18 protein-coding genes are annotated in these 25,079 nt (G+C 53.2%); 1 reads left to right on the forward strand and 17 read right to left on the reverse strand.

The features are described from left to right. Window positions 1–13 precede the first annotated feature (13 nt). From ABIB59_RS08870 to hemB, 17 genes are all read right to left on the reverse strand, one after another. On the reverse strand, window positions 14–973 hold the full coding sequence (locus ABIB59_RS08870; protein WP_071195875.1) for a D-2-hydroxyacid dehydrogenase: 960 nt from the start codon (window positions 971–973) through the stop codon (window positions 14–16). Window positions 974–1,046: 73 nt separating this feature from the next. After that, window positions 1,047–2,357: a tricarballylate/proton symporter TcuC gene (gene tcuC / locus ABIB59_RS08875; RefSeq protein WP_064572427.1), complete on the reverse strand. Its 1,311-nt coding sequence runs from the start codon at window positions 2,355–2,357 to the stop codon at window positions 1,047–1,049. 131 nt (window positions 2,358–2,488) lie between these two features. Next, window positions 2,489–3,760: a phosphopyruvate hydratase gene (gene eno / locus ABIB59_RS08880; RefSeq protein WP_041852585.1), complete on the reverse strand. Its 1,272-nt coding sequence runs from the start codon at window positions 3,758–3,760 to the stop codon at window positions 2,489–2,491. After that, the gene (locus tag ABIB59_RS08885) at window positions 3,757–4,785 is read right to left on the reverse strand and encodes a phosphotransferase family protein (RefSeq protein ID WP_354035057.1); all 1,029 of its coding nucleotides are present in this window, start codon (window positions 4,783–4,785) and stop codon (window positions 3,757–3,759) included. Before ABIB59_RS08885 ends, eno begins: the two co-directional genes overlap by 4 nt. A 467-nt stretch (window positions 4,786–5,252) precedes the next feature. Then, window positions 5,253–5,699 carry a DUF421 domain-containing protein gene (locus tag ABIB59_RS08890; RefSeq protein WP_041852583.1) on the reverse strand — a complete coding sequence of 149 codons (447 nt, stop codon included), beginning with the start codon at window positions 5,697–5,699 and terminating at the stop codon, window positions 5,253–5,255. A 10-nt stretch (window positions 5,700–5,709) separates the two neighbouring features. After that, complete coding sequence (locus tag ABIB59_RS08895) at window positions 5,710–6,219, reverse strand: hypothetical protein (protein WP_071195871.1); 510 nt, start codon at window positions 6,217–6,219, stop codon at window positions 5,710–5,712. 106 nt (window positions 6,220–6,325) lie between these two features. After that, a complete protein-coding gene (gene eutC / locus ABIB59_RS08900) occupies window positions 6,326–7,096 on the reverse strand; it encodes an ethanolamine ammonia-lyase subunit EutC (protein WP_165159106.1) in 771 nt (256 codons plus the stop codon). Beyond that, window positions 7,093–8,481, reverse strand: coding sequence for an ethanolamine ammonia-lyase subunit EutB (locus ABIB59_RS08905; protein WP_041852580.1), 1,389 nt, complete (start codon window positions 8,479–8,481; stop codon window positions 7,093–7,095). Before ABIB59_RS08905 ends, eutC begins: the two co-directional genes overlap by 4 nt. 9 nt (window positions 8,482–8,490) lie before the next feature. Beyond that, entirely contained in the window at window positions 8,491–9,870 is a 1,380-nt protein-coding gene (gene eat / locus ABIB59_RS08910; protein ID WP_041852579.1) for an ethanolamine permease, read from the reverse strand. 998 nt (window positions 9,871–10,868) lie between these two features. Next, window positions 10,869–11,915 (reverse strand): ferric ABC transporter ATP-binding protein, encoded by a 1,047-nt coding sequence (fbpC, locus tag ABIB59_RS08915; RefSeq protein WP_041852578.1) that lies wholly within the window; start codon window positions 11,913–11,915, stop codon window positions 10,869–10,871. A 12-nt stretch (window positions 11,916–11,927) separates the two neighbouring features. Continuing rightward, a complete protein-coding gene (locus ABIB59_RS08920; protein WP_103245873.1) occupies window positions 11,928–14,006 on the reverse strand; it encodes an ABC transporter permease in 2,079 nt (692 codons plus the stop codon). 71 nt (window positions 14,007–14,077) lie between these two features. Then, the gene (locus ABIB59_RS08925) at window positions 14,078–15,109 is read right to left on the reverse strand and encodes an ABC transporter substrate-binding protein (RefSeq protein WP_041852576.1); all 1,032 of its coding nucleotides are present in this window, start codon (window positions 15,107–15,109) and stop codon (window positions 14,078–14,080) included. A 4-nt stretch (window positions 15,110–15,113) separates the two neighbouring features. Next, window positions 15,114–16,424 carry an MFS transporter family glucose-6-phosphate receptor UhpC gene (gene uhpC, locus ABIB59_RS08930; RefSeq protein ID WP_317077957.1) on the reverse strand — a complete coding sequence of 437 codons (1,311 nt, stop codon included), beginning with the start codon at window positions 16,422–16,424 and terminating at the stop codon, window positions 15,114–15,116. Window positions 16,425–16,510: 86 nt separating this feature from the next. Then, complete coding sequence (locus ABIB59_RS08935) at window positions 16,511–18,052, reverse strand: MASE1 domain-containing sensor histidine kinase (RefSeq protein ID WP_041852574.1); 1,542 nt, start codon at window positions 18,050–18,052, stop codon at window positions 16,511–16,513. Next, window positions 18,052–18,681, reverse strand: coding sequence for a response regulator transcription factor (locus ABIB59_RS08940; protein ID WP_071195865.1), 630 nt, complete (start codon window positions 18,679–18,681; stop codon window positions 18,052–18,054). Before ABIB59_RS08940 ends, ABIB59_RS08935 begins: the two co-directional genes overlap by 1 nt. Window positions 18,682–18,856: 175 nt before the next feature. Beyond that, window positions 18,857–20,575, reverse strand: a complete 1,719-nt coding sequence (olsF, locus tag ABIB59_RS08945) for a bifunctional ornithine lipid synthase OlsF (RefSeq protein ID WP_071195864.1) — start codon at window positions 20,573–20,575, stop codon at window positions 18,857–18,859. 131 nt (window positions 20,576–20,706) lie between these two features. Continuing rightward, window positions 20,707–21,678 (reverse strand): porphobilinogen synthase, encoded by a 972-nt coding sequence (gene hemB / locus ABIB59_RS08950; RefSeq protein ID WP_071195863.1) that lies wholly within the window; start codon window positions 21,676–21,678, stop codon window positions 20,707–20,709. A 471-nt stretch (window positions 21,679–22,149) separates the two neighbouring features. Between hemB and ABIB59_RS08955 the strand changes: the two genes are divergently transcribed. Further along, window positions 22,150–25,038: an autotransporter outer membrane beta-barrel domain-containing protein gene (locus ABIB59_RS08955; protein ID WP_079497586.1), complete on the forward strand. Its 2,889-nt coding sequence runs from the start codon at window positions 22,150–22,152 to the stop codon at window positions 25,036–25,038. Window positions 25,039–25,079: the final 41 nt, after the last annotated feature.

Here is a 25,079-nt window from a genome sequence, read left to right on the forward strand (position 1 = left end):
TTGTAGGGTTATATCAGTCGCCTACGCGATTTTGCGGTTGTCCGGCCAGATACGCTTTAACGTTATCAACGGTGGTCGCCAGAATGCGTCCGCGCGCTTCAACCGAGGCCCAGGCAATGTGTGGGGTAATAATGCAATTCTTCGCCGTTAACATTGGGTTTTCAGGCACCGGCGGTTCTTTGGAGAGGACATCGACAGCGGCACCGGCAATCACGCCGTTATTGAGCGCATCGGCAAGGTCAGCTTCGTTAACCAGATCGCCGCGCGAGGCGTTAAGCAGCAGGGCGGATCTCTTCATTTTGCGCAGGGATTGTGCGTTGATCATGCCCTGTGTTTTGGGTGTCAGTAAGCAGTGCAGGCTAATCACATCGGCTTCGGCGTAAAGAGTATCGAGGTCGACATAGCGGACGCGGTCGTTTTCCAGCGTTTTGTTCTGGTATTCGTCATAAGCCAGTACATTCATACCCAGCGCCTGCGCCACGGCGCCGAACGCCTGACCAATACGGCCATAGCCGATAATACCCACGTTTTTGCCCGCCACTTCGAGCATCGGTTTCAGCCAGTAGCAGAAATCCGGTTTTTTCCCCCAACCACCGGCGTGGACATCGCTGTCGTGCAGGCCAACCTGGTTACAGAGTTCCAGCATCAGCGCAGTTGTAAATTGTGCGACGGTAGAGGTGCCGTATGTCGGGACATTGGAGACCGTCACGCCGTGGGCTTTTGCCGCTGCGAGGTCAATAACGTTATAACCGGTCGCCGTAACGCCAATAAATTTCAGGTTAGGACACTGGCTAAATTCTTTTTCGCTTAAGACGACTTTATTGATAATCGCTATTTCCGCATCGCCAATTCGTTCCACCACTTCTTCCGGGGCCGAGTTGTCATAAACGGATATTTCTCCCAGTTGCGAAAGCGCATCCCACGACAGATCGCCAGGATTAAGTACGCCACCATCTAAAATAACAATTTTCATACATTACCTTTTCCAGTTTATTTTCAGCAGTACACCAACTTAATCGATGTACTGCTGTTTGGTCAGCAATTAATTAATGTAATTCTTTGGTCTGATTAATGGCTGTTTGTTTATGGTCGAGGGTTAATACGGCCAACAAACTTAATACGGCGTTAAATCCAAGCCAGACACCCACCATCGCATTACTGTTAAAGGTGTGGTTAAGCCAGGTACAAATTGCCGGCGTCAGGCCACCCAGTACGGCGGCGGCAACCGCCTGAGCAAAAGAGTAACCCGCCGTACGGGCATGTGCCGGTACCAGTTCGACCATCGCGGCAACCTGAACGGAGCTGTAGCAGGCATACATAAAAGAGAACCACAGTTCAAATACGACAAATTTAAACACCGTCGGGTCGGCTGCCAGCCAGGAGAGCATCGGCCATGCGGTGAGCGCACCGGTCAGCGTCACCACGATAAGCATCGTTTTTCTGTTGACCCGGTCAGCGATCATCGCTGTGATCGGCAGCCAGAACAGGATCGACAGGCCAACAAAGAACAGCGTGATAAAGCCAACGTTCTCACCGAGGTTCAGGCTTTTGATAAAAGTGGGGGCATAGGTGGTGACCGTTTGCGCGGTGACGGTTGCCATCGCCACCATCCCCATGCAGACCACAATGGTGCGCCAGCCGGTCACCAGGCTTGTGCAAATCTCTTTTACGCTCGGTGTGGTTTTCTTCTTCGCGAAAACTTCCGTCTCTTGCAGGTTTGAACGCAGCCAGAACATCAGCGGGATAACCGCGCAGCCAATCAACAACGGAACGCGCCAGCCCCAGTCGTGCAGATCTTCGGTGGACATGTTGTAGAGCAGTACCAGGCCGATAATAGACGCTGCCATGACCGCAAACTGCTGGGAACCCACCTGCCAGCAGGTATAAAACGCACGCCGGTTCGGCGGCGATATCTCTGCCAGATACACAACCACGCCACCCAGTTCCGCGCCGGCCGAGAAACCTTGTAGCAAGCGACCAAGAATGACGATGATCGGTGCGGCGATACCAATGGAGGCATAGGTTGGCGTCATGGCGACGCACAAAATACCGATGGACATCAGGGTCAGGGCCATAATTAACCCTTTTCGACGGCCATGACGATCGGTGTAAGCCCCCAGAATAATGGCCCCGAACGGACGGGCGAAGAAGCCTAAAGCGAATGTCATCAGGGTGAGCATTAATGACACGTATTCATTATCAGACGGAAAATAAGCCTGCGAAATATAGCGCGCATAATAGCCATAGACCATAAAGTCATATATTTCGAGGGCGTTTCCGGCACCCACCTGAACTATGGGTTTGATCTGCATTTTCTTTTTGGCTGCAGGCAATGCCTCGCCGCTGTAATCGGTCATTTGAATCTCCTGAAATTATATATCGACAATTTGGAAAAACTCATACAACCAGAACAGACATCGAAAATTCAGGTCAATGCGTAGGGCCCGGAGATAACGCCTGTTCAGCTAATCGGAATGAAATTAAAAAATTATTTATGATCTAATGCGGCGATGCCGAAAAATCCCAGAGCATTGGCCTCTTCCAGCCGAATGGCTTCATTCCATTTTGATGTACGCTCTGAGCGGGTCATTGAGCCCACTTTTAATTGCCCGGCATTCAAACCTAATGCGAGGTGGACAATAATATTGTCTTCGGTTTCACCTGAGCGCGCGGAAACAATCGAGCCGTATCCCGCTTTTTGCGCTTCGGCAAATGCATGACGTAATTGGGTAATAGTGCCAGCCTGGTTGGCTTTTAATAATACGGCGTTACAGGCTCCTATTTCCGCCGCTGCTTTTACGCGCTCGCCATTTGTCACGAAATAATCATCACCGACAATTTGCACCCGAGAACCTGCGGCTTTCGTAAAGGCGATAAGACCTTGTTCATCATCTTCTGCCAGCGGGTCTTCAATAGAGAGAATCGGGTACCGATCCAACCAGCCGAGCAATAATTCACACATGCCGTCGGAGTCATATTCCGTGGCTTCCAACGCCAGGCGGTAGCGGCCTTCTTTGCCAAACTCAGACGAAGCGATATCCAGTGCGATAGAGACATCCTGGCCCGGTACATAGCCTGCGCTTTCAATCGCTTTTACCAGCGTGTCCAGCGCCTGTTCATTGCTGCTGAACTCTGGCCACCAGCCGCCTTCATCCGCCACGCCGCTTAAATGGCCGCGCTGTTTCATGATGCGCCCCGCGCTGTGATACACCTCAGCGGTCATCACCAGCGCTTCTTCAAAAGATTTCGCCCCGTTGGCGATAACCATCAAATCCTGAATATCGATACGCCGCCCGGCGTGCGCACCGCCGCCGAAAATCTGAATTTGCGGCAGCGGCATCGCCACTTTCCGATCGCCTGCCAGATACTTCCACAGCGGCAGGTGGGCATTGTTAGCCGCTGCATAGATAGCCGCCATGGAGCAGGCGACCGAGGCGTTGCCCCCCAGACGGGAGAACGTGCCCGTGCCGTCCAGTTCAATCAGAATGCTGTCGATAAGTTTCTGATCGTTGATATCCGTGCCGATAAGCGCCGGGGCAATTTCATGTTGAATGTTATGCAGCGCTTTTTGCACATCTTTGCCGGAAAGAACACTGCCGCCATCGCGCAGTTCCACCGCTTCGTGCATCCCGCATGAGGCCCCGGCGGGTGCCATGCCGCGACCAAAAAGACCATTTTCCAGATGCACTTCAACCTCAACTGTCGGCCAGCCCCGGGAATCCCACACGCGACGGCCAATCACATTTTTAATACGACTCATAACCCGTTCTCCTTCCGCCAGAATGATGTAATGTCTTTCAATTGCGTAAATTGACGCTCCAGTAATGCGCAACTTGCGCGACGTACGTTATTCGCATGCCTGCCCTGGAGATATTCCGCCGGTGATTTGCCGTCGACGCGGGCCAGAATTAAACAGGGCAGCAGTGTTGCGACACGGGCTTCGTATTCCCCGACAGGTTCCCAGGTGATGTGGTGAAAATAGCTTTGGGACATTGCATCAAAGGCGAGCATGAGTTTTTGCTGTGTCTCCTGCGACCCGGCAATCACCGTTTTCAGCAGAAAATGATTTAGGCAAAATGCTAAATCGAATGCCGGGTCGCCATACCATGCGCATTCCGCATCGAGAATGACCGGGCCATCTGGGCCGCGTAAGATATTTTTCGGGCTAATATCACCGTGCACCAGTGCCAGTCTGGTGGATTGTGTTCTGTGTAATACCGTCAAAATAAAATCAGCATAGTGCGGGTGAACGCGGGCGATCTCCCCAAGGTAGGGATCCAGACGCAGCGAAAAGAAGTTGTCGTCATAGGCGAAGGTTTTTGCCAGCGCTTCGCTTTTCGCCGTCTTCTGATGAATTTCACCTAATATGCTGCCTGTCTGCGCGGCAAAATCGATATCGATTTCTCCGCTTAACAGTTGTGATTTCCAGTTATGAAATTGCTCTGCGGGCAGATAATCCATCACAAAACAGAGCGCGTTACGGTCGATGCCTGTGATATGGGGAACCGAGTGCGGCGCAATACCGGCAACGGTTTGCATCCAGTCTATTTCGGCAAAGACACGTTCAAGCGGTGCATGCCACTCTTTGGCGACTTTCAATTTTGGCAGTGCCTGTTTCAGGCAAAACTGCCGTTCCCCGATGCTGACTTTTAAAATGTTGGAAGAGACGCCGCCCGTGAGTGGGCTGACATGCAGGGCTTCTTCTACTTCGAGGAGGCCCATCGTTTGCAATACATCACGTATTGCATCCTGATCTATCGACAGATCTTTGAAACACGTTTCCATTCATCACCCGTAATTGATGTATTTACGTAACTGTTTCTGATGAGTAAAAAGCAGCAGGCAAGCGTTTCCCTGCGACTGAATTAGCCGTGGCGCAACGACGTTAATTATTTACAGCAATAGGGTATCTATCATGGCGAACAGAATATGCCTTGATAAATGCTTACCGTCCCGAATGTAGCTTTTTAATCATACTGTATTTATTTATGCACACGTGTGCATAAGAGTCAATCAACCTGCGGGTTAATTATGTTGATGCGCCTCTCATTTATTTTTTTATGACTGTAACTTGCTGTTTTTTATGTTTTTATATGGGTGTGATCTTGATCGTAATTATAAGAAATGGAATTTTTAAATGCCACTGTTGCGGGTTTTATTGAAAGATAATGAAATTAAAGGGACGGACAGAAGGCCGCGCACTGTGTACTGCCTGCGGCATAATTGCAGACAGCCACAGTGTAAATCGGGTTTTATGGCGACTTCGCAATAATCGAGATATGACCATTGCGCTCAAGGATGGCGTACTTAATATCGTCAAGTTTATCAATGCCCTGATTATTACGTGCAGAGACCATGATGTCATCATAGGTGATATCAGCCTCTTTCATTTTGCCGCGTAACATCTGGCCATGTTCCACCAGGATGACCGGAGCACCGTCGATCATGTCTTCCGCGTTATTGATATATTTTTTGAGATAGCCGAACAGAATGTCCACCGTCACCAGGGTAATGATGGTTAGCGCCGCACCGGTGACGGAAAAATCATTCCCCAGTAACGCCTGTTGTGTGGCCTCGCTGATGATCAGCAGCAAGATAAGATCAAAAGAGGTCATTTGTAACAAAGCCCGGCGTCCGGCGATTTTAAAAACCACCATTAACACCAGATAGATGGCGATTGCCCGCAATACCATTTCCATCGTCTCGCCCTCAGGGGTAAATAAATTGCCAGATGCTGGTGCTGGATGCGCCTTCCACACCAATTTGCGACGTTACGCTGCCCGGAAGCTGTGGGGTCAGCCCCAGCCAAAGATCAAAGGCGTCTCCCGGATGCGCGTGGGAATATTCCAGACGCAGTATTCCGTTTCGACTGGAGACCTGGTCTGGCTGCGGCTGAAGCGTGCGTATCTCATATTGCTGCATAAAATCGCCGCCCAGCGTGATGACGAGCTGCTCATGCTTTGGCGCCCTGACGGTAATGGCCAGCGCCATATCGCTTTGTAAACGCCCGAATCGCTCGTAATGCACTTGCAGTTGTTTATCGCCAGTTTCCTGCGTTCTGTCGCTTAAAAATCCGTGGGAAAACAGGCCTGCAAGGGCGCTGATGACAATCAAAAAAAGCAGATAAGCGCCATATTGCTGTACCCGGGATTCGAATCTCAGCCAGCGCGGGTTCTCTCTTACAGGATGATTCTGGGGATCAGGTGCGGTCTCTTTCACCTTGGAGTCTCCACAAACGTAGAATGCACACAGGGTTAACAGAGTATGGAACAAAATTTGCGTTACGCGTCGCGCTTTACCCTTAGGCGATAAAGCGCGCGGGAGGCTAGCGAACGCGTGGGGTCACGCGTCCGTGCAGGGCAGGGTTATCGCTTTCGTCTTTTAACTTCACGCCGGTAAGCCTGCGCAGGAACGCCTGTTCCAACAGCCAGGCGAGCTTAAAGGCGGCGGCGTCATAGTTCAGCCCCTCGGGGCGAATGTTCGAAATGCAGTTGCGCTCTGACTCCAGCCGTTTGCGCTCGGGTTTCCATGTCAGATAGACACCCAGGCTGTCCGGGGAGGAGAGGCCGGGGCGTTCACCAATCAGGATCGCGACCGCTTTGCTGTTGAGCGTTTCGCCAATGTCATCCCCCAGCGCAACCCGTGACTGATGCGCCAGTACCACCGGGGCAAGTGAAATCCCCAGCGTCTCCAGATAGGGCAGCAGCGCTTTAATCAGGCCGACGGACTGGCGTTGCACCGCATGTGAAGAGAGGCCATCGCCAATCACCAGCAGCAGGTCGTGGGCGGGTGTCCGGCTCGCTTTTAAGGCATTGCGGCTCTCTTCGCTGAGCATGCGCCCCAAATCCGGTCGATTCAGATAGATGTGCCTGTCTGTCGCCGCGCTGTGCGCATTCAGCGTTTGCAGCCCCAGCTCGTGTAACTGTGTCGCCAGACTTTCACTGTCGAACGGCTGGTGGATGGCATCGCGGGCCTGAGCATGGGCCAGGCCAAAGTTCAGCACCTCACGCGTGGGCAGACTGGCGCCGCTGCGCCCAAGCGCGATGCGGGCATCGGTAAATTCGCGCAGTAATGTCCAGGCATCGGGTGGATTCATGCGCTCACTCCTTGTGGTAATGCGGTCAGCAGCGGGTGGTTCGCCCCGGTTAAACGCAACTGTCCGTGGGTATCGATAATTTGCATACGGGTGAGCCAGTCGGCGAACTCGGGCGCATGTTTCAGCCCCAGCAGACGGCGGGCATAGAGGGCGTCGTGGAACGACGTACTCTGATAATTGAGCATGATGTCATCCGCGCCCGGTACGCCAATCAGGAACGTCAGCCCGGCGTTACACAGCAGCGTCAGCAACGTGTCCATATCATCCTGATCTGCTTCGGCGTGGTTGGTGTAACAGACGTCGCAGCCGATAGGCAGCCCCATCAGCTTGCCGCAGAAGTGATCTTCTAAACCGGCACGAATGATCTGCTTGCCGTCATAGAGATACTCCGGCCCGATAAATCCGACCACGGTATTGACCAGTAACGGGTTGAAGTGGCGCGCCACGGCATAGGCCCGTGCTTCGCAGGTTTGCTGGTCAACGCCGTGATGCGCATTCGCCGACAGGCAGCTCCCCTGGCCGGTTTCAAAATACATCACGTTGTTGCCGAGCGTGCCGCGTTGCAGGCTCAGGGCTGCATCCTGCGCCTCTTTAAGCATCGACAGATTAATGCCAAAGCCGCTGTTGGCCGCTTCGGTTCCCGCCACGGACTGAAAGACCAGATCCACCGGTGCGCCACGTTCAATCAGTTGCAGTGTGTTGGTGACGTGCGTCAGCACGCAGGATTGGGTGGGGATGGCAAAACGGCTGATGATGTCATCCATCATATGATTGAGCCGTTCGAGGACCGGCAGGCTGTCGCTGGCCGGGTTAATACCCACCACCGCATCACCCGCACCGTAGAGCAGGCCATCGAGCATGCTGGCGGCGATGCCTTTTAAATCATCGGTGGGATGATTCGGCTGCAGGCGAACGCTTAAATGGCCGGGCAGGCCGATGGTGTTGCGAAAACGGGTAATCACGCTGCATTTGCTGGCCACCAGAATCAAATCCTGGTTACGCATCAGCTTGCTTACCGCGGCTGCCATCTCCGGCGTGACGGCCGGGGCGATGTGTGTCAGCGTGGCGGCATCGGTGGTATCGGCCAGCAACCAGTCACGGAAATCGCCGACGGTCAGGTGGCGGATAAGCGAAAAGGCATCGGCATTGTGGGTATCAACGATCAGGCGGGTAACTTCATCGCTTTCGTAAGGAATGAGCGGATTGTCCAGAAGGTCACGCAGCGGGATATCGGCAAGGGCGATTTTCGCCGCCATGCGCTCTTCCGCTGAATCTGCCGCAACACCCGCCAGTACATCCCCGGAACGGGCCGGGGACGCTTTTGCCATGACTTCTTTAAGACTGGCGAACCGGTATGTCCGGTGCGCCAGGGTCGTTTTATACATTTCGCCTCCTCAGGAGAGCGCACGCAGTTGCGGATCCATCGCCGCACGCTCACGGGCTGACGCTGTTTTACGGAACCACATGTAACCGCCCAGCATCATCAGCGCGAAAATGAGCGCCAGCAGGGTGTTGTACCAGACCATCGCGACCAGACAGAGTACCGCCATACCCAGCGCAAACGCGGGCGCTATCGGGAACAGGGGCGCTTTAAACGGACGCACCAGGTTCGGCTCGCTACGGCGCAGTTTGAACAGCGCGGCCATTGAGATGATATACATAACAATAGCGCCGAATACTGACATCGTCACAATGCATGCGGTCAGCGGCATGCCGCTAATGGTTACCAGCGAATCGGAGAAAATGGCCGCGATCCCCACCACGCCGCCGGCCAGAATCGCCAGGTGCGGTGTGCGCGTTTTACGATTCAGGTTCGCCAGGCTGGCAGGCAGATAGCCCGCACGCGCCAGTGAGTAGATCTGACGGGAGTAACCCATGATGATGCCGTGGAAAGAGGCCACCAGGCCAAACAGCCCCAGCCAGACCAGCATATGCAGCCAGCCGCTACTGTTGCCCACCACGACTTTCATCGCCTGCGGTAAGGGGTCATTAATGTTCGACAGGGCGCGCCAGTCACCCACGCCGCCGGCAAATATCATTACGCCAACCGCCAATACGGTCAGCGTCAGGATACCGCCGCCCAGCGCGCGAGGAATGGTGCGTTGCGGGTCTTTGGCTTCTTCGGCGGCCATCGACGCACCTTCAATTGCCAGGAAGAACCAGATAGCAAAGGGGATAGCGGCAAACATCCCCGACAATGCCGGGGCGCTAAAGCTTTCTGCACCTGCCCAGCCGTTGGCCGTGAAGTTGTCCCAGGAGAAGCCCGGTGCAACAACACCCATAAAGACCAGCAATTCAAATATCGCCAGCAGGGTGACGATCAATTCAAACGTAGCGGCAATGCCGACACCGAGAATATTCAACGCCATAAAGATGATATAGGCGCCGCAGGCGATCCATTTCGGATCGAGGGACGGAAATTGCACGTTCAGGTAGGCCCCGATAGCCATTGCAATAGCCGGTGGCGCAAATACAAATTCAATGAGCGTGGCGAAACCGGCAATAAATCCGCCGGTGGGGCCGAAAGCCCGATACGCGTAAGCAAAAGGGCCGCCCGCGTGTGGGATCGCCGTTGTCAACTCAGTGAAACTGAAGATGAATGCGCAATACATGGCGGCAATCGCCAGCGCGACAATCAAAAATCCCATCGTTCCGGCTTGGGACCAGCCATAACTCCAGCCAAAATATTCGCCTGAAATGACCAGGCCGACGGCTATGCCCCATAAGCGGAAGCTGCCGAGTGTTCTTTTTAATGTGGTTGATTCTGTGGTCATCATTTACTGCCTCGCCATTAAACACAGTGCAATGTCAGTAGCAAAGGCAGTGCCAAGCTTAAAAAGCAAATAAATTCATTTGGTTATGGATGGCGCGAGGAATGGCGCGAAAAAAACGCGGCACCGATGTAGCGCCTGACGGGTAATTCTGGTGCATGCTGCCCCGCAATGGTGAAATTTGCCGTAGGGTAAAGGCTTTTGATGTTTTTCCCAGGAGGAGCTGGCTGAAAGCGAAGCGTAAAAATAATGCCTTGAGTGAAATTTCATTAGGCATAGTAGTTTGAATCTTTTATGGTTCAGGAAAAAACAAAATATTATAGGGAGCAGGCAGGGAATAAATCCGACAATTCTTACACCCTTTTTATCCCGGCGGCGCTTTACTATTATTAATTATTGACGATATTTACTGTTTTTATTTCACATGGTTTTTACATTTTAGATTTCATTACCTTATGACATTGTTTTGTCGGTTGTATCACAATGTTTTCAGGTAATTACCTGATGTTAAATTTAATCGTTGAGAATGAGTTGACCTGAATTGTTTCGCACTTTAGTTTGAGAGAAAAATTTTTCAGGCAAATCCAGGATTATATTTAACTAAGGAGGGGCATATGGCCTGGCGACCGATTTTATATGTCATTTTTACGACTAACCCACGGCTGAGCAGCAGGCGAGCGCGACTGCGTGTGGTCGCAAACCATCCATAAGTGAGGTTCCTGGTCAGGAAGGTTAGGTGTTCCGTTGATGCAGACGCATCCGGGAGCATCCCCCCGGTGGCGCTGACGCTTACCCGTTCACGTGTCCGGAGGTTCCATTTCACCATGAACATACGGTGAACGGAACCCACCTCCCGAGCCGCATTTTCCCCCTCACCTTGGCCCTCTCCCTCAGGGAGAGGGAACCGATCGTGCTCGCATTTTTTATGGGGATCCCTCCCCCTCTACGATCGGGCACCGAACCCGTAACCCGGATAAGGCAAAGCCGCATCCGGGTTAAACTCACGCGGTTTCGGCCAGTTCGAACATACCGTAGGGGTGGATTTGCAAGTAATACTGCTCACCAACATCCGGTTGCAGACGGGTGGCGTTAACCTGCAACAAAATGCGCTGGCCGTGCCATTCCACAATCACCTCGTACTGCGGCCCCATATAGGCCACATGCACGATCACGCAACGCTGGCTGTCATCACCCTGTTCACCCAGCGTGATGGCCTCCGGACGGACACCCACCGTGCCGCTTCCCTGGGCCGAGAAATGTGCCGGCACAGGCAAACGGTATCCATAGATATCAACGAATTGCGGGTGGAACGTTGCCGGGAACAGGTTGGCATCCCCCATAAAACTCGCCATAAAGCGTGACGCAGGCTGGCGATACAGATTCTGCGGAGAGCCCATCTGCATGATGTGACCCTTGTTCATCACCAGCACAGTATCGGAGACGGCAAATGCCTCGCTCTGATCGTGCGTCACATACAGCGACGTGATGTTGAACTGCTTTTGCAACTCGCGAATTTTATCGCGCATGCTGCGACGCAGGTTGGCGTCGAGGTTACTCAACGGCTCATCAAACAACAGCACTTTGGGTTTGAGGATCAGCGCGCGTGCCAGCGCCACGCGCTGTTGCTGCCCACCAGAAATCTGATCCACGTAGCGGTCTTCAAAGCCTTCCAGATCCACCATCGCCAGCGCTTCTTTCACCCGCGTTTTCACCTCCGCACGTGAAACCCCCAGCATCTTGAGACCGTAACCCACGTTTTCTCCCAGCGACATATGGGGGAAGAGGGCGTAGGACTGGAACACCATGCAGATATCGCGCTGCTGAATGGAGCGATGCGTGACATCCTCACCATCAATAAAAATGTGTCCCTCAGAGGGCTTTTCCAGCCCTGCCACCAGACGCAGCACCGTGGTTTTCCCACAGCCTGATGGGCCAAGTAACGTCACCATCTCCCCCTGAGGGATGGCAAGATTAATGTTGTCGATAACCGTGTTGTTACCAAATCGCTTGGTGACATTGCGCAGTTCAACGAAATGTTTTTGTGTCATGGTCGCGCTCCGTTACGCCTGGTTTTTAGCTTTGGAACGGGAGATACGCGCCTCACCGATCAGCCAGTCAAAGATGAAGATGATGGCGAGCATCACCACAATAAGGATTGAACCATAGGCAATTGCCACGCCGTATTCGCCGTCTTCCACGCGGTTCAGAATGTAGGCGGTCGCCACACGCGTATCCGGCGTTACCAAAAAGACAATGGCGCTGACGGTAGTGATGGCGCGAACAAAGCTGTAAATCAGCGCGGACAAAATCGCCGGGCGCAGCAGGGGCAGCAAAATCTGCGTAATGGTACGCAACGACCCGGCGCGCAGGCTAAGTGAGGCCTCATCCAGTGATTTATCAATCTGGCCTAAGCCTGCGATCCCGGCGCGAATACCCACCGGCACGTTACGCATCACCATCGAAATAATAACAATGGCGGCGGTGCCAGTGATGTACACCGGGGCGCTGTTAAAGGCGAGAATATAAGAGACGCCCGCCACGGTGCCCGGAACCGCAAAGCACAGCATGGTGGTGAACTCTATGGTCTTTTTCCCTTTGAATTGCTGGCGTACCACAATCCAGGCAATCAGCAGGCCGAAAATGGCGGTAATCGGGGCGGCAATCCCGGCGTAAAGCAGGGTATCGAGAAGAGAAGGCCACGCGCCATCGCTCATTCCCTGGCCAAACAGCTTAATAAAGTTATCCAGCGTCAGGGTGTAATCCACGCCCCAGTTCACCGTGAAACTGCCGTAGAAAATGCTGCCATAGAGCAGGGCGTTGAAGGCCACCCAGACTGCCAGCAGCGCCACTACGCTCCATACCAGCGTGACCGGCAGAGGCTGCACATCGCCGCGATAGGATTTGCCGGAAACGGTGACGTAAGAGCGTTTGCCGATCCACATGTACTGCACGCAGAACACCAGCAGCGAGAAGAGTAGCAGGAACGCACCAAGCGTACTGGCGGCTTGATAATCAAGCTGCGAACCGGTGATATAGAAGTAGATTTGCGTTGCCAGCACGTCGAAGTTGCCGCCAAGCACCAGCGGGTTACTAAAATCGGCCAGCGACTGCACGACCACAATCAGAAACGCGTTAGCCAGCGCCGGTTTTAGCAGTGGGATAAATACCCCGTTAAAGGTCTGCCAGCGGCTGGCGCGCAGGGTGTACGAGGCCTCTTCCAGTGACGGATGAATGGTCTTAATCGCCCCGTCGAGGATCATAAAGGCCATGGGAGTGAACGCCAGCACCTGCGCCAGCCAGATACCGGTAAACCCATACAGCCAGTTGGTATTGGTGAGCCCGAACCAGTCGACCATTAATTCGGTGATATAGCCGGAACGTCCCATCATCAGGGTAACGCCGAGGCCGACGACAAACGGCGGGGTGACGATCGGCAGAATCGAGAAAATACGGCCAATAATCGCGCTGCGCTGTGCAATGCGGGTTGTGTAAATCGCCAGCACCAGGCCGAAGAAGGTACAGCCGACGCCCACGGCAATAGAGAGCCAGATGGAGTTCAAAATCACCTGAATGATGTGCGCCTGGGCGAGCACATTCATAAACGCCAGCGGGGCAAATTCGCCGCTGGCGGTGGTGAACATAGGAATAAAGATGGCAATACTTGGCCAGACGATAAAGACGCCGATCAGCGCCACGATGACAATCAGCGAACCAATAACAAAACGGTCGCCGCCGAGCCACTCCAGGCGGGTGAGCGCCAGAGTCATGATGGCTGCAAGGGCGACAAACAGCACAATCACCGCATAACCGAGACCACGTCCTTCTACGGTGGCGCTGACAGCCACAAACGCCATGCACAGTAAGGCCCAGCCGGCGTCAAAGTAGTGGCGGCCTCGCTGCTCGCGCTTCGCTTCACTCAGTGGGCGAAGCAATAACACGGCGGGCAGCAGATACCACAACCAACTGACGTTAACGTGCGACCAGCCGTAGGCGTCGATAATTTCATCGCGCGTGGACTCCAGCAGGCCATAATCCAGGCTCCAGCTTGGCAGCAGCGCAAAGGCCAGCCCGCCAAGCAGAACCCAAAGGAATATCGCATCCCGCTTGGGGGCGGGATGGAGTGTGAGTGTGTGTGACATAAGCATTCCGGTGTTGTAGGCCGGGTAAAGCCGTTAAGCCGCTACCCGGCAATATGATCGCCAATGCGCGTTTACTGGCCCATCTTCACGTCGCTAACCCATTTGTTAATGAGCGCTTTACGTACGTCCGTGGAACCGTATTTATCCATGTCGTAATTGATAAGTTTCAGGTCGTCGAGCTTGAGCGAGTTCGGGGAGGTTTCGGCGGTGGTGTTGGTCAGGATCTGATAAGACTTGCCCTTTTTCCATGCCAGCTCCTGTGCTTCTTTTGACAGCGCCCAGTCAACGAACAGCTTCGCGTTATCCAGGTTGCGCGCCCCTTTCAGGATGCTGATACCGCCAATTTCGTAGCCGGTGCCTTCACAAGGTGAAATCAGTTCCAGCGGCGCGCCTTGCTCTTTTTCCAGCGAGTAGTCATGCAGGAAGCCAATGCCGATGGCGGTTTCGCCACGCGCGGCGTTACGTGCCGGGGCGATACCCGATTTGGTGTACTGAGAGATATTGCTATTGAGCTGTTTTAAGTAATCGAAAGCCTGGTCTTCGCCCCAAAGTTGAACGAAGGTTGCCAGCGCGGTATAGGCGGTGCCCGAACTCTGCGGGTCGGCGATTTGAATTTCGCTTTTGTATTCCGGCTTCGTCAGATCTTTCCAGCACTTCGGAATGGGCAGATTTTTCTCTTTCAGGCGTTGGGTATTAACGCCAAAACCGAGAATGCCCACGTAAACGGCGGAAGAGAGATTGCCTTTCACTTTCGCCGGATCGCGGAATTTCTCCATGATCTCGCCCAGATTGGCTGATTTATAGGGCTGCAACAGTCCCATCTCCCCGGCCTGCGACTGTGGATCCAGCGTGCCGCCGTACCAGACATCCGCCTGCGGGTTTTTCTTCTCCGCATCGACTTTCGCCAGCGTGCTGCCTGAGCCGTTGCGGATGAAGGAGGTTTTCACATTGTATTTCTCGCCGAAGGCCTGTGTTTCGGTTTCACACATTTCGTTGGTCGCGCTACAGTAGACCACCAGACGACCTTCTGCTTTGGCCGCGCTGCTGAATGCCGCCAGCGCCAAACCGGTCGCCACCAGGGTAGAGAGCAGGGTAACTTTCATTGTTTTATCCTTCCTGTGAGGTTGTAGGACTGCGAGACGTCATGATGCCCGCCATCAACAAGGGCATCAGAAGTAAACCCATTAATACGGCGGCGACGGAGAGCAAGCTGAACATCCCCGACCAGCCATAGTGTTCAATCACCTGCGACAGCGGCCAGCCCGCCAGCGCTGCGCCCGCATAGGCAAAGACGCCGAGAAAACCGGTTATCGATCCTGCCGCGGCCTTATGCCCGCATTCGACGGCGGCCAGGCCGATGAGCATTTGTGGGCCAAAAACAAAAAATCCAACGGTAAAAAAGCACATCGCCAGCAACGCGTAGTGATGTACCGGCGCCAGCCACAGTGCCGCGACCGAAACAATCAGCCCCAGCGTGAAGAGCAAAATCATCGGCGCTCTCTGCCCGCTAAACAGCAAATCCGATCCCCAACCGGCGAACAGCGCACCTAACAGACCGCCGACTTCAAACAGCATCACCGTGGCATTCGCGCTCAATAAATTGACGCCGTGGCTTTCTGCCAGCCAGATGTTGCCCCAGTCATTGAGCGCAATGCGGATCAGGTAGACCAGCACATACGACACGCCCAGCAGCCAGATCATCGGGTTACGCAACATGGTGATACGTAACATCTGCCATAAGCCCATTGGGGGGCTTTGTTGTTCCTGACGGAGCTCCAGCGGGTCATGCCGCCATTCGCCCACGCTCGGTAATCCTTCTTCCTGCGGTGTACCCCGCAGTTGCATTGTCAGCCAGACGCCGAGCGCCATGCTGATTATCCCTGGTGTCAGCATCGCAGCCTGCCAGCCCCACCAGTGGGCGGCAAAGGCACATATCAGCGGAATCACGGCACCGCCAATATTGATGGACATGTTCCAGCATCCCCACCAGAAGCCGCGTTCATTGCGGGAATACCAGTGGGTGAGCAGGCGAGCACAGGGGGGCCAGCCCCAGCCCTGAAAAAAACCGTTTAACGTCCAGACCACTAACAGCAGCGGCAGTGAGTCACCAAAAGCGAACAGCACGTTCAGTAAACCCGTGGCGAACAGCCCGCAGCCCATAAAGGCGCGCTGCCCGTGGCTGTCGTGCCATAGCCCGGCGGCAAACTTTGACAGGCCATAGCTGAGGTAAAACAGTGAGCCCATCAGCCCGATGTCGCCTTTGTCTAACCCCAGATCGCTTTGTAGCGCCGGAAGCACGTAATTGACGCTTTTACGCGTCAGGTAAAACGCCGCATAGCCCACCACCATGCACAGCAGTAACCGTGGGCGAAAAGCCCGGTAACGTTGTTCAATTTCAGCGGATGAGATGGCGTGCATAACGGTCTCCAGTTGCGCTGACTATAGGTAAGCGCAAACGAAAGCGGATGAGAGAAACTCCCCAGGTGACTAAGACTTTTTCCTGGTCAGAGCGGGTTTTGTTGCAAAATTGTGGGTAGGTTAACAGTTACGTGCGTGCCCTGACGCGACTCAAGCGTTAGCTCACCCCCCAGGGCATGGACACGTTCGCGCATTCCCTGGATACCAAAGCCCGGCATCTTCTCAGCGGCTATACCGAGGCCGTTATCATGCACTTCGAGACACAGACGGCCGTTTTGCTCGCTGAGGGCGATGCGCACTTCACTGGCGCAGGCGTGTTTGCAGACGTTATTGAGTAACTCTTGCAGCAGGCGATAGAGGGTGAAAACCAGGGTTTCGCTGGCAGGGGGAGCACTTAACCGATAATCGAAATGGCAGGCAATACCACGCTCGGCAAAGGCAAATTCGTTAACCAGATGGTGCAGGGCTTCTTGCAGCGAGAGCTCATCCAGCACCGGCGGGCGAAGCTGGCGCAACAGTTGCCGGGTAGAGTGGTGGATGCGCCTGGCGAGTTCGTTGATTTGATTCGCGGCTTCCAGCGCCCGATCTGTTTCGCCCGCCCGCTTCACCAACTGTGACTGAATTTGGATGGCGGTAATATTCTGGCCAATTTCGTCATGCAGTTCGCGGGCGAGACTTTTGCGGGTGTCCTCTTCTGTATGGATAAGTTTCTCGGTCAACACCCGGCGGGCCTGTAATTCCGCCTCCAGCCGTTTGCGGTAGTGGTGCAGATTTTGCGCCAGATGTTGCTGACGGCTGATGGCGATCCCCAGGCCAATCCCCAGTAACGCTTGTGTCGCAAGGAAGATTTCCAGTTCCAACAGGTCGCTAAACCCTACCCCAATCTGACGGGCGATGGTGATCAACATACTGCCGAGCAGGCCAGACAGCACGCCGCCCTGCCAGCCGAACTTCCATGCCATCACCACGTTGGGTAAAAACACCACGATCAGCAACAGGCGTTCAATCTGCGGTGACAGCACCATCTGCGTGCCGATCCCGATAATAAAAAAGAGGCTGCACCAGATGATAAGCGAGGTCCGTAACGGTGGCGCTATCGTGTCAAGGCCAAGCAGATGATGGCGATGTTGCTGACGTAAGAATTCAAAAATGAGATAGACAAAGGGTGTCAGCAGCACCCCGCCGGTGAACGAGGCCAGGCCCGCCAGCAGCATGGTGCTTTGCAAAAAAGGGGCGAGCAGCAGGGTATGCAGCAGTGCGCTGGCGGTAACGGCAGTCAACAACAGGGACAATCGCTGCCAGTAGAGCGGAAAGCGGTGCCAGAAATGTTGCGTCATCAGCGCCGGAAGCAGGCTGATGATGGGCGCGGCCAGCATCGTATAGCCACTCAGGAGCTGCTCGCTGTGCAGCCAGAAAATCAGCGCCAACTGGGGGAGTAATAAGGCTGGCCAGAAACGACGCGAGAGCAGAATCAGCAGTGCCAGATAGACGCCATGCGGTAGAAAGAGCACCGCCTGCTGGCCGTTATGGGTGAGGTAGAAACTGAGCGTCCACAGCATTAGCCAGCCAGGCCCCCAGGCCAGCACAATAAACAGCGAGATGATCCCGTGGCGTAATGAACGCGACATCAGTGATTCGCCAGCAGATTATGGTTAAGCGCAAAATGGACCAGCTCAATGGTGGTGGCGCAGTTCAGTTTACCGAGCACATTGGCACGGTGAACATGCACCGTTTTATGGCTGAGATCGAGTTTGAACGCGACTTCTTTGACGCTATCGCCTTTTACGAGTAAATCAAACACTTCCCGCTCGCGTGGTGTCAGAGACGCCAGGACTTTGTTCGGTTCGATCCCGCCGCGCAGCGCCTTTAGCGCATCGGCACAAAGATAATGGCCGCCAAGACCGACGGAACGCACCGCGCGCACCAGTTCTTCCGGGCCGCAGCGTTTGGTCAGATAGCCGCTGGCCCCCGCATCCAGTGCGCTTTGCACAAAGGCAGGGGTATCGTAGATGCTTAGAATGATGGCGCGAAAATCAGGGCGCTGCGCCCGCAGGCGTTTCAGCAGACTCAGACCATTTTCATCCGGCATGGCGACATCAAGGACGGCGACATCCACATCACTTTTTAATAGCGCAGGCCAGGCTTCGGCGGCGGTACTGTATTGCCCGGTGATGCTGAGATCGTCTTCAAGGCCGAGAAGTTGGGCGAATCCTGAACGCACCACCACATGATCATCCACCAGAACCACACGAATCATAACGCACTCTCATAAGCCTAAAGCTTCATGATGCCGTCTGGTTTTCGCGTGGCAATGCTCTGGTCAATGATATGTAAGCGGTGTAACAAAATTGCAATATTTAACCTGTTCCGGGAAGGGAAAGAGGGGTCGCCATTGAGGCCATCCCTGGCCATCCACGAATCCTTTCTGAGGATCAGGCTGCTGTGTCATTCAAATGTGCGGCGATATAACGTTCATAGCGGTTCGCTTTCAGATAGGTCAGGTCGACGAGCACCAGACCGTCTACGCAGTTGTTGAAATCCGGATCACAGCCAAAATCGATAAACTGCACGCCGCCGGGGTCGCACAGCTCGGAGTATTGCTTGTAAAGCGGCGGAATACCGCAGCCCAGGTTGCCCAGCAACGACTTCAGACGCGTCAAATCTTCGGTATAATCTTCGCCCGTAAACTGTGCCAGCACATCCGGTAGTGTCGCAGGCCAGGGGCGGCGAGATTCGGCCAGCGGCCATCTTGCCGGAAACCACAACCGATAGAAGGCAATCAGTAAATCCCGTGCCGCGGGCGGTAAGCCGCCGGAAATAGAGACCGGGCCGAACAAATAGCGATATTGGGGGTAGCGTGCCAGATAGGCGCCAATACCGGACCATAGATAGTCGAGGCCACGGCGTCCCCAGTAACGCGGCTGAATAAAGCTGCGCCCCAGTTCAATGCCGTGCTCTAACACCTCTGACATCCGTTCGTCGTAATGGAACAGGCTATAGCTGTACAGCCCTTCCGGGCCATGCGCCTCCACCTGACGCGCCGTGGGCGTAAAGCGATACGCGCCGACGATCTCCAGATCGGTTTCATCCCATAAGATCAGATGCAGGTAGTCATCATCATAACGATCCGTGTCACGACGCTTGCCGCTACCTTCACCAACCGCACGGAAAGCAATTTCGCGCAGGCGGCCTAACTCACGCAGCAACGGCGCATCTTCTTGCCCCTGACGCTGCCAGAGGTAAATGATTTTGCCGTCAGCGGTGCGTCCCAGACACTCCGCCCGGCTAAGCTCGCGGCGCAGCGTGGCCCGGTCTTCCGGGCGGGCTATCGCACACTCGGTTTTAAAGACGCCGGGCGCTTTTTTGCCTAAACGTCGCACGTGTTTACGGCATTTATCCGCCAGATCACGTGGAGCCAGCGAGGTTGAATGCCAGCTATCCCAGGGAATGCGCTGACCGATGGTGATGGGCAGTTGGGTACCACGGCGACGGAACATCTGCTGCATAAGGAGCAGCATTGGCAGCGTATCGGAAAGCAAGGCGCAGCCATAAAAGAGTGGGCTGTTTCGGGCATTGATCCACACTGGCAAAAGCGGGGTGCGGAATTTGGCGGCCAGTTTGATAAAACCGGGGTGCCATTTGCCGTCGCGAATCCCTTTGCGGGTCAGGCGTGAAACTTCACCAGCCGGGAAGAAAATCAGTACGCCGCCGTTCTGCAATTGGGTTTCCATCTGCTGCAGCGAGGCCTTGCGGGTGCGACCACCACCCATATTATCCACCGGGATAAACAGGGAGCTGAGCGGTTCCAGATGGCTCAGCATGCGGTTGGTCACGACTTTTACGTCGCGACGCACGCGAGAAACCGCATACATCAGCGCCAGACCGTCCAGCGTGCCTGTCGGGTGGTTGGCGATAATCACCAGGGGGCCTTGTTCGGGGATTTGTTCAAGATCGTATGCGGGGATGGTGCAGCGAATTTGTAGATGCTCCAGGACCTGCTCAACCATATCCAGCCCTTTCAGATGGGGATGGTTTGCAGCGAACTGCTGGAACTCTTGTTCGTATAATAAACGCCTGAGCAGATTCTTTTGCCAGGGCGCGGGTTTGGCCTGTGGCCAGAGGTCGTCGAGTACATTGTCGAGACTAAACATGGTGGCTCCTCCTGCCGTCTTGCGATGACAGTAGAAGTACGGGATGACAGTTGCATTTCAGCTTTATGAATAAATGGTAATGCGGGGGAGGTGAGGAGAACAGGCCCGGCAGCCGCGCCGGGCCTGAGGGCTTACAAAATCTTACGTTCAGCCAGGTCGAGTGCGAAGTAGCTAAAGATCAAATCGGCACCGGCGCGTTTGATGGCGCCCAGACTTTCCAGTACGACTTTCTCTTCGTCAATGGCTCCCGCCTGCGCGGCGAATTTAATCATCGCGTATTCGCCGCTCACCTGATATGCACCCAGCGGCAGCGTGGTGCGCTCGCGGATATCACGCAGGATATCGAGGTACGGACCTGCCGGTTTGACCATCAGACAGTCGGCGCCCTGGGCTTCATCCAGCAGCGATTCGCGAATCGCTTCACGACGGTTCATCGGGCTCATCTGGTAGGTTTTACGATCGCCTTTCAGCGCTGTCCCTGCAGCTTCACGGAACGGGCCGTAGAATGATGACGCGAATTTGGTGGAATAGGACATGATGGCAGTGTCGGTAAAGCCAGCGGCGTCCAGCGCCTGGCGAATCGCCTGCACCTGACCGTCCATTGCGGCGGAGGGGGCAATAAAGTCAGCGCCAGCGGCGGCGGCAACCACTGCTTGTTTCCCGAGATTAATCAGCGTGGCGTCGTTATCGACGCCGTGGTCGCAAAGTACGCCGCAATGGCCATGTGAGGTGTATTCACAGAAGCAGGTGTCTGACATCACAATCATTTCCGGCACCGCGTCTTTGGCAATCCGTGACATGCGCGCTACCAGGCCGTTTTCCTGCCAGGCATCGCTACCGGTCGCATCAGTGTGATGAGAGATACCAAAGGTCATTACAGAACGAATACCGGCCCTGGCAATGCGTTCAATTTCGCGGGCGAGGTGTTTTTCCGGAATGCGCATCACGCCAGGCATGGCGCTGATGGCTTTGTAGTCGTCGATCTCTTCTTCAACGAAGATAGGCAGCACCAGATCGTTCAGGCTGAGTGTTGTCTCTTCGAACATAGCGCGGAGCGAGGCAGATTTGCGCAGGCGGCGCGGACGGGTGATTAAGTCGGTCATGATTTGCCTGATGTCTTAGGAACAGAGGGCACAGTGTATCCGAAAAGTGACCGGTATGTTTCACCAAAATCGGCGTTAAAACGGCAATATATGAAGGGCAATGCGCAGAGACATTAAAATGCATTAAATCATTCATCAGTTCAATTTTGATTGGCGTGATTTATAGTGCTTCATGATGTTATTTTTATTGTGATTGAGAATTGTATTTTTATTTCTCCTGTTAATATCTTTTTTTGGCGATTCAATATTCATTGAATTAGTATTATCTATTTGATTTTAAAGTATTTTACAATATTTATATATTCTGATTTCTTATATTTATGTTTTATATGTCCGAATTCGGACTTTACGTGAACTTTAATTGAACCATTTTCTTTTTCTGCGGCATAATTTCCCCGCAAATAATTTTATTGCATTTGATGCATTAATAATTGATGGACCAACGATAATGTCCCTGAGGAGGGATGACAAATGCACTCGTGGAAAAAGAAACTTGTAGTATCTCAATTAGCATTAGCCTGCACGTTGGCAATTGCTTCTCAGGCAAATGCGACGAAGTACGATACCTTTGGGTATCATGACGACACCAATACCGCATACAGTTGGGATGATTGGACAGTCGACGATAAACTCAATTATATTTCTTATCATGGTTACATCTATAATAATGCGGCTGATGGCGCTTACGATCAGACGTTTAATAATGATGTTGTAAACGGTGTCCTCTCCACCTATTACATGAACCATGATTATGCCAATGGTACGAGTAATACCCTGGATGTTAAAAACTCAACGATCCACGGTATGATTACCTCTAAGCGTCCGATTGCTTATGTTGACGATGCTGGTATGGGCTATACCTGGAACAACGGTACTAACGTCGATTATAAGTGGCATGATGGTGATATCTTCACTCTGAATATCGAAAACTCCACTATTGATGACGATTACGAGTATTTCTATTTTACCGACAGCTATCTGAATGGTGAAGGTAAAACTGCATCGAAAGATTACCGTACAGCAGCGTTCGCTAAGCAAGGTGTTGCCGTCACTCTGGACGTAGAGAGCAACATCAATATCACTGCCAATTCTCGTGTTGCAGGTCTTGAACTTTCTCAGGGTGACACTTCGAATGTTGATTACACGACCGAATCCCATACCTGGGACAATAATGTCGTTGTAAAAGATTCTGCGATTACTTCGGGATCTTATACTCCGCTGGAAAACGAAGGCTTCTACGGTAAATCTCCAGAACCAAGCGATTATTCTGGAAATATTGCCTATAACGCTGATTCTGCAGGAAATATCGTTCCTAACGATGACACCGCAATGTCTTTCAGTGATAATTCTGCGTCGAACTATTCGATGAAAAACAAGGTCTCTCTCAGCAACTCGACGCTGACGGGCGATGTCGTTTTCAATAGCAGCTGGAATGCCAACTTCTACGCGAATGGTCATGATTCAAACAATGATGGTGTGCTGGATACCAACGGCGGCTGGATTGACGATGGACTGAATGTTGACGAACTGAACATTACGCTGGATAACGGCAGTAAATGGACCGGTGCGGCAATCTTTAAGTACAATGCTATTGGTCCGGCAGATATGTATGACGTTGCGGTTAACAGCCTGGAGCCGACGTCGACCTATGACAAATGGGGCAACGTTGTTGACAATAAATCCTTCCAGAGTGGCCTGTTCAATGTTGCGCTGAACAACGGTTCTCACTGGAACACCGTCAATGATTCTAACATCGACAACCTGACCGTTAACAACGGCTCTCATGTTGATGTGGCTAACGGTTCAAGCCTGCTCGCGGACAACATTACGCTGACTAACAATTCAGCTATGAACCTGAGCTCTGGTGGTCAGGTTGCAACCGATCATCTGAAAGTCGACAGCTACAGTAAAGTCGACCTGAACGATGAAACTACTTATCTGTATGCAAATACCATCACCGTATCTAACGGCGGTGAATTCAGCATCGGCGCAGGCGCTTATGAAGCAGGGGCTTTTGGTACAAATACCATGGACCTGAATAAAGGCGGCGTATTTAACATCAACAGCAGCGACTATGTGTTAGACGCAGACCTGGTCAACGCCCACACCAATACGAAGAATAAGTCTGATTCAACGTACGGTTATGGTGTGATTGCTATGAATTCTGATGGTCACCTGACCGTCAATGGTAACGGTAACCTCAACAATGCCGACCAGGAATTCAGCGTTTACGATGAGAATGACAACGTTGTAGCTGCCAAAGGTAACTACAAAGTTCGTATCGATAACTCTACTGGTGCAGGCCGTATCGCTGACTACAAAGGTAAAGAACTTATCTACGTCAACGATAAAAACACCACTGCAACCTTTAGCGCAGCAAACAAAGCTGACCTTGGTGCGTATACCTATCAGGCTGAGCAGAAAGGTAATACCGTCGTTATGCGCCAGATGGAGCTGACCGACTACGCGAACATGGCGCTGAGCATTCCTTCTGCAAACACCAACATCTGGAATCTGCAACAGGATACTCTGTCTACCCGTCTGACCAATGGTCGTCATGGCCTGGCTGACAACGGTGGCGCATGGGTGAGCTACTTTGGCGGCAACCTGAATGGCGACAACGGCGTGATCAACTACGATCAGGACGTTAGCGGCATCATGGTCGGTGTTGATACCTTCGTTGACGGTAATAACGCGAAATGGATCGTCGGTGCGGCAGCAGGCTTTGCGAAAGGTGATGTAAGCGATCGTTCTGGTAAAGTTGATCAGGATAGCCAGTCCGCGTACATCTACTCTTCTGCGCGCTTTACTAACAACATCTTCCTGGATGGTAACCTGAGCTACAGCCGTTTCGATAACGATCTGTCTGCCAGCATGTCCAACGGCCAGTATGTTGACGGCGACTCCTCAACGGATGCATGGGGCTTCGGTCTGAAACTGGGTTACGACTGGAAAGTTAACGACAAAGGTTATGTTACTCCGTATGCCGGTATTTCTGGTCTGTTCCAGTCTGGTGATAACTTCCGCCTGAGCAACAACATGAAAGCGGGCGATCAGGACTACGATAGCCTGCGTTATGAACTGGGCGTGAACACAGGTTATACCTTCACCTATGGCAGCGATCAGGCTCTGACTCCGTACTTCAACCTGGCATACGTTTACGATGACTCTAACAACACTGCAAAAGTGAATGGCGATTCTATCGACAACGGTGTTGAAGGTTCTGCGGTTCGTGTTGGTCTGGGTACGCAGTTCAGCTTCACCAAAAACTTCAGCGCATACACTGATGTGAACTATCTGGGCGGCGGCGACGTTGAACAGGATTGGGGCGCAAAAGTTGGCGTGAAATACACCTGGTAATAAATCTGGCAGGGAATATATTTTCCCTGCTATTTTATCAG

Origin of the sequence: Citrobacter sp. UYEF32 (genome assembly GCF_040546205.1) — a bacterium.
GTDB lineage: Bacteria > Pseudomonadota > Gammaproteobacteria > Enterobacterales > Enterobacteriaceae > Phytobacter > Phytobacter diazotrophicus.

Excerpts from the sequence above, each read along its gene's own strand:
- ABIB59_RS08940 (WP_071195865.1), bottom strand. The coding sequence starts at position 18,681 with ATGATTCGTGTGGTTCTGGTGGATGATCATGTGGTGGTGCGTTCAGGA.
- hemB (WP_071195863.1), bottom strand. The coding sequence starts at position 21,678 with ATGACCGACTTAATCACCCGTCCGCGCCGCCTGCGCAAATCTGCCTCG.
- tcuC (WP_064572427.1), bottom strand. The coding sequence starts at position 2,357 with ATGACCGATTACAGCGGCGAGGCATTGCCTGCAGCCAAAAAGAAAATG.
- ABIB59_RS08870 (WP_071195875.1), bottom strand. The coding sequence starts at position 973 with ATGAAAATTGTTATTTTAGATGGTGGCGTACTTAATCCTGGCGATCTG.
- ABIB59_RS08935 (WP_041852574.1), bottom strand. The coding sequence starts at position 18,052 with ATGTCGCGTTCATTACGCCACGGGATCATCTCGCTGTTTATTGTGCTG.
- eat (WP_041852579.1), bottom strand. The coding sequence starts at position 9,870 with ATGACCACAGAATCAACCACATTAAAAAGAACACTCGGCAGCTTCCGC.
- uhpC (WP_317077957.1), bottom strand. The coding sequence starts at position 16,424 with ATGCACGCCATCTCATCCGCTGAAATTGAACAACGTTACCGGGCTTTT.
- fbpC (WP_041852578.1), bottom strand. The coding sequence starts at position 11,915 with ATGACACAAAAACATTTCGTTGAACTGCGCAATGTCACCAAGCGATTT.
- ABIB59_RS08890 (WP_041852583.1), bottom strand. The coding sequence starts at position 5,699 with ATGGAAATGGTATTGCGGGCAATCGCCATCTATCTGGTGTTAATGGTG.
- eutC (WP_165159106.1), bottom strand. The coding sequence starts at position 7,096 with ATGAATCCACCCGATGCCTGGACATTACTGCGCGAATTTACCGATGCC.
- ABIB59_RS08905 (WP_041852580.1), bottom strand. The coding sequence starts at position 8,481 with ATGTATAAAACGACCCTGGCGCACCGGACATACCGGTTCGCCAGTCTT.
- ABIB59_RS08925 (WP_041852576.1), bottom strand. The coding sequence starts at position 15,109 with ATGAAAGTTACCCTGCTCTCTACCCTGGTGGCGACCGGTTTGGCGCTG.
- ABIB59_RS08920 (WP_103245873.1), bottom strand. The coding sequence starts at position 14,006 with ATGTCACACACACTCACACTCCATCCCGCCCCCAAGCGGGATGCGATA.
- ABIB59_RS08885 (WP_354035057.1), bottom strand. The coding sequence starts at position 4,785 with ATGGAAACGTGTTTCAAAGATCTGTCGATAGATCAGGATGCAATACGT.
- ABIB59_RS08955 (WP_079497586.1), top strand. The coding sequence starts at position 22,150 with ATGCACTCGTGGAAAAAGAAACTTGTAGTATCTCAATTAGCATTAGCC.
- olsF (WP_071195864.1), bottom strand. The coding sequence starts at position 20,575 with ATGTTTAGTCTCGACAATGTACTCGACGACCTCTGGCCACAGGCCAAA.
- eno (WP_041852585.1), bottom strand. The coding sequence starts at position 3,760 with ATGAGTCGTATTAAAAATGTGATTGGCCGTCGCGTGTGGGATTCCCGG.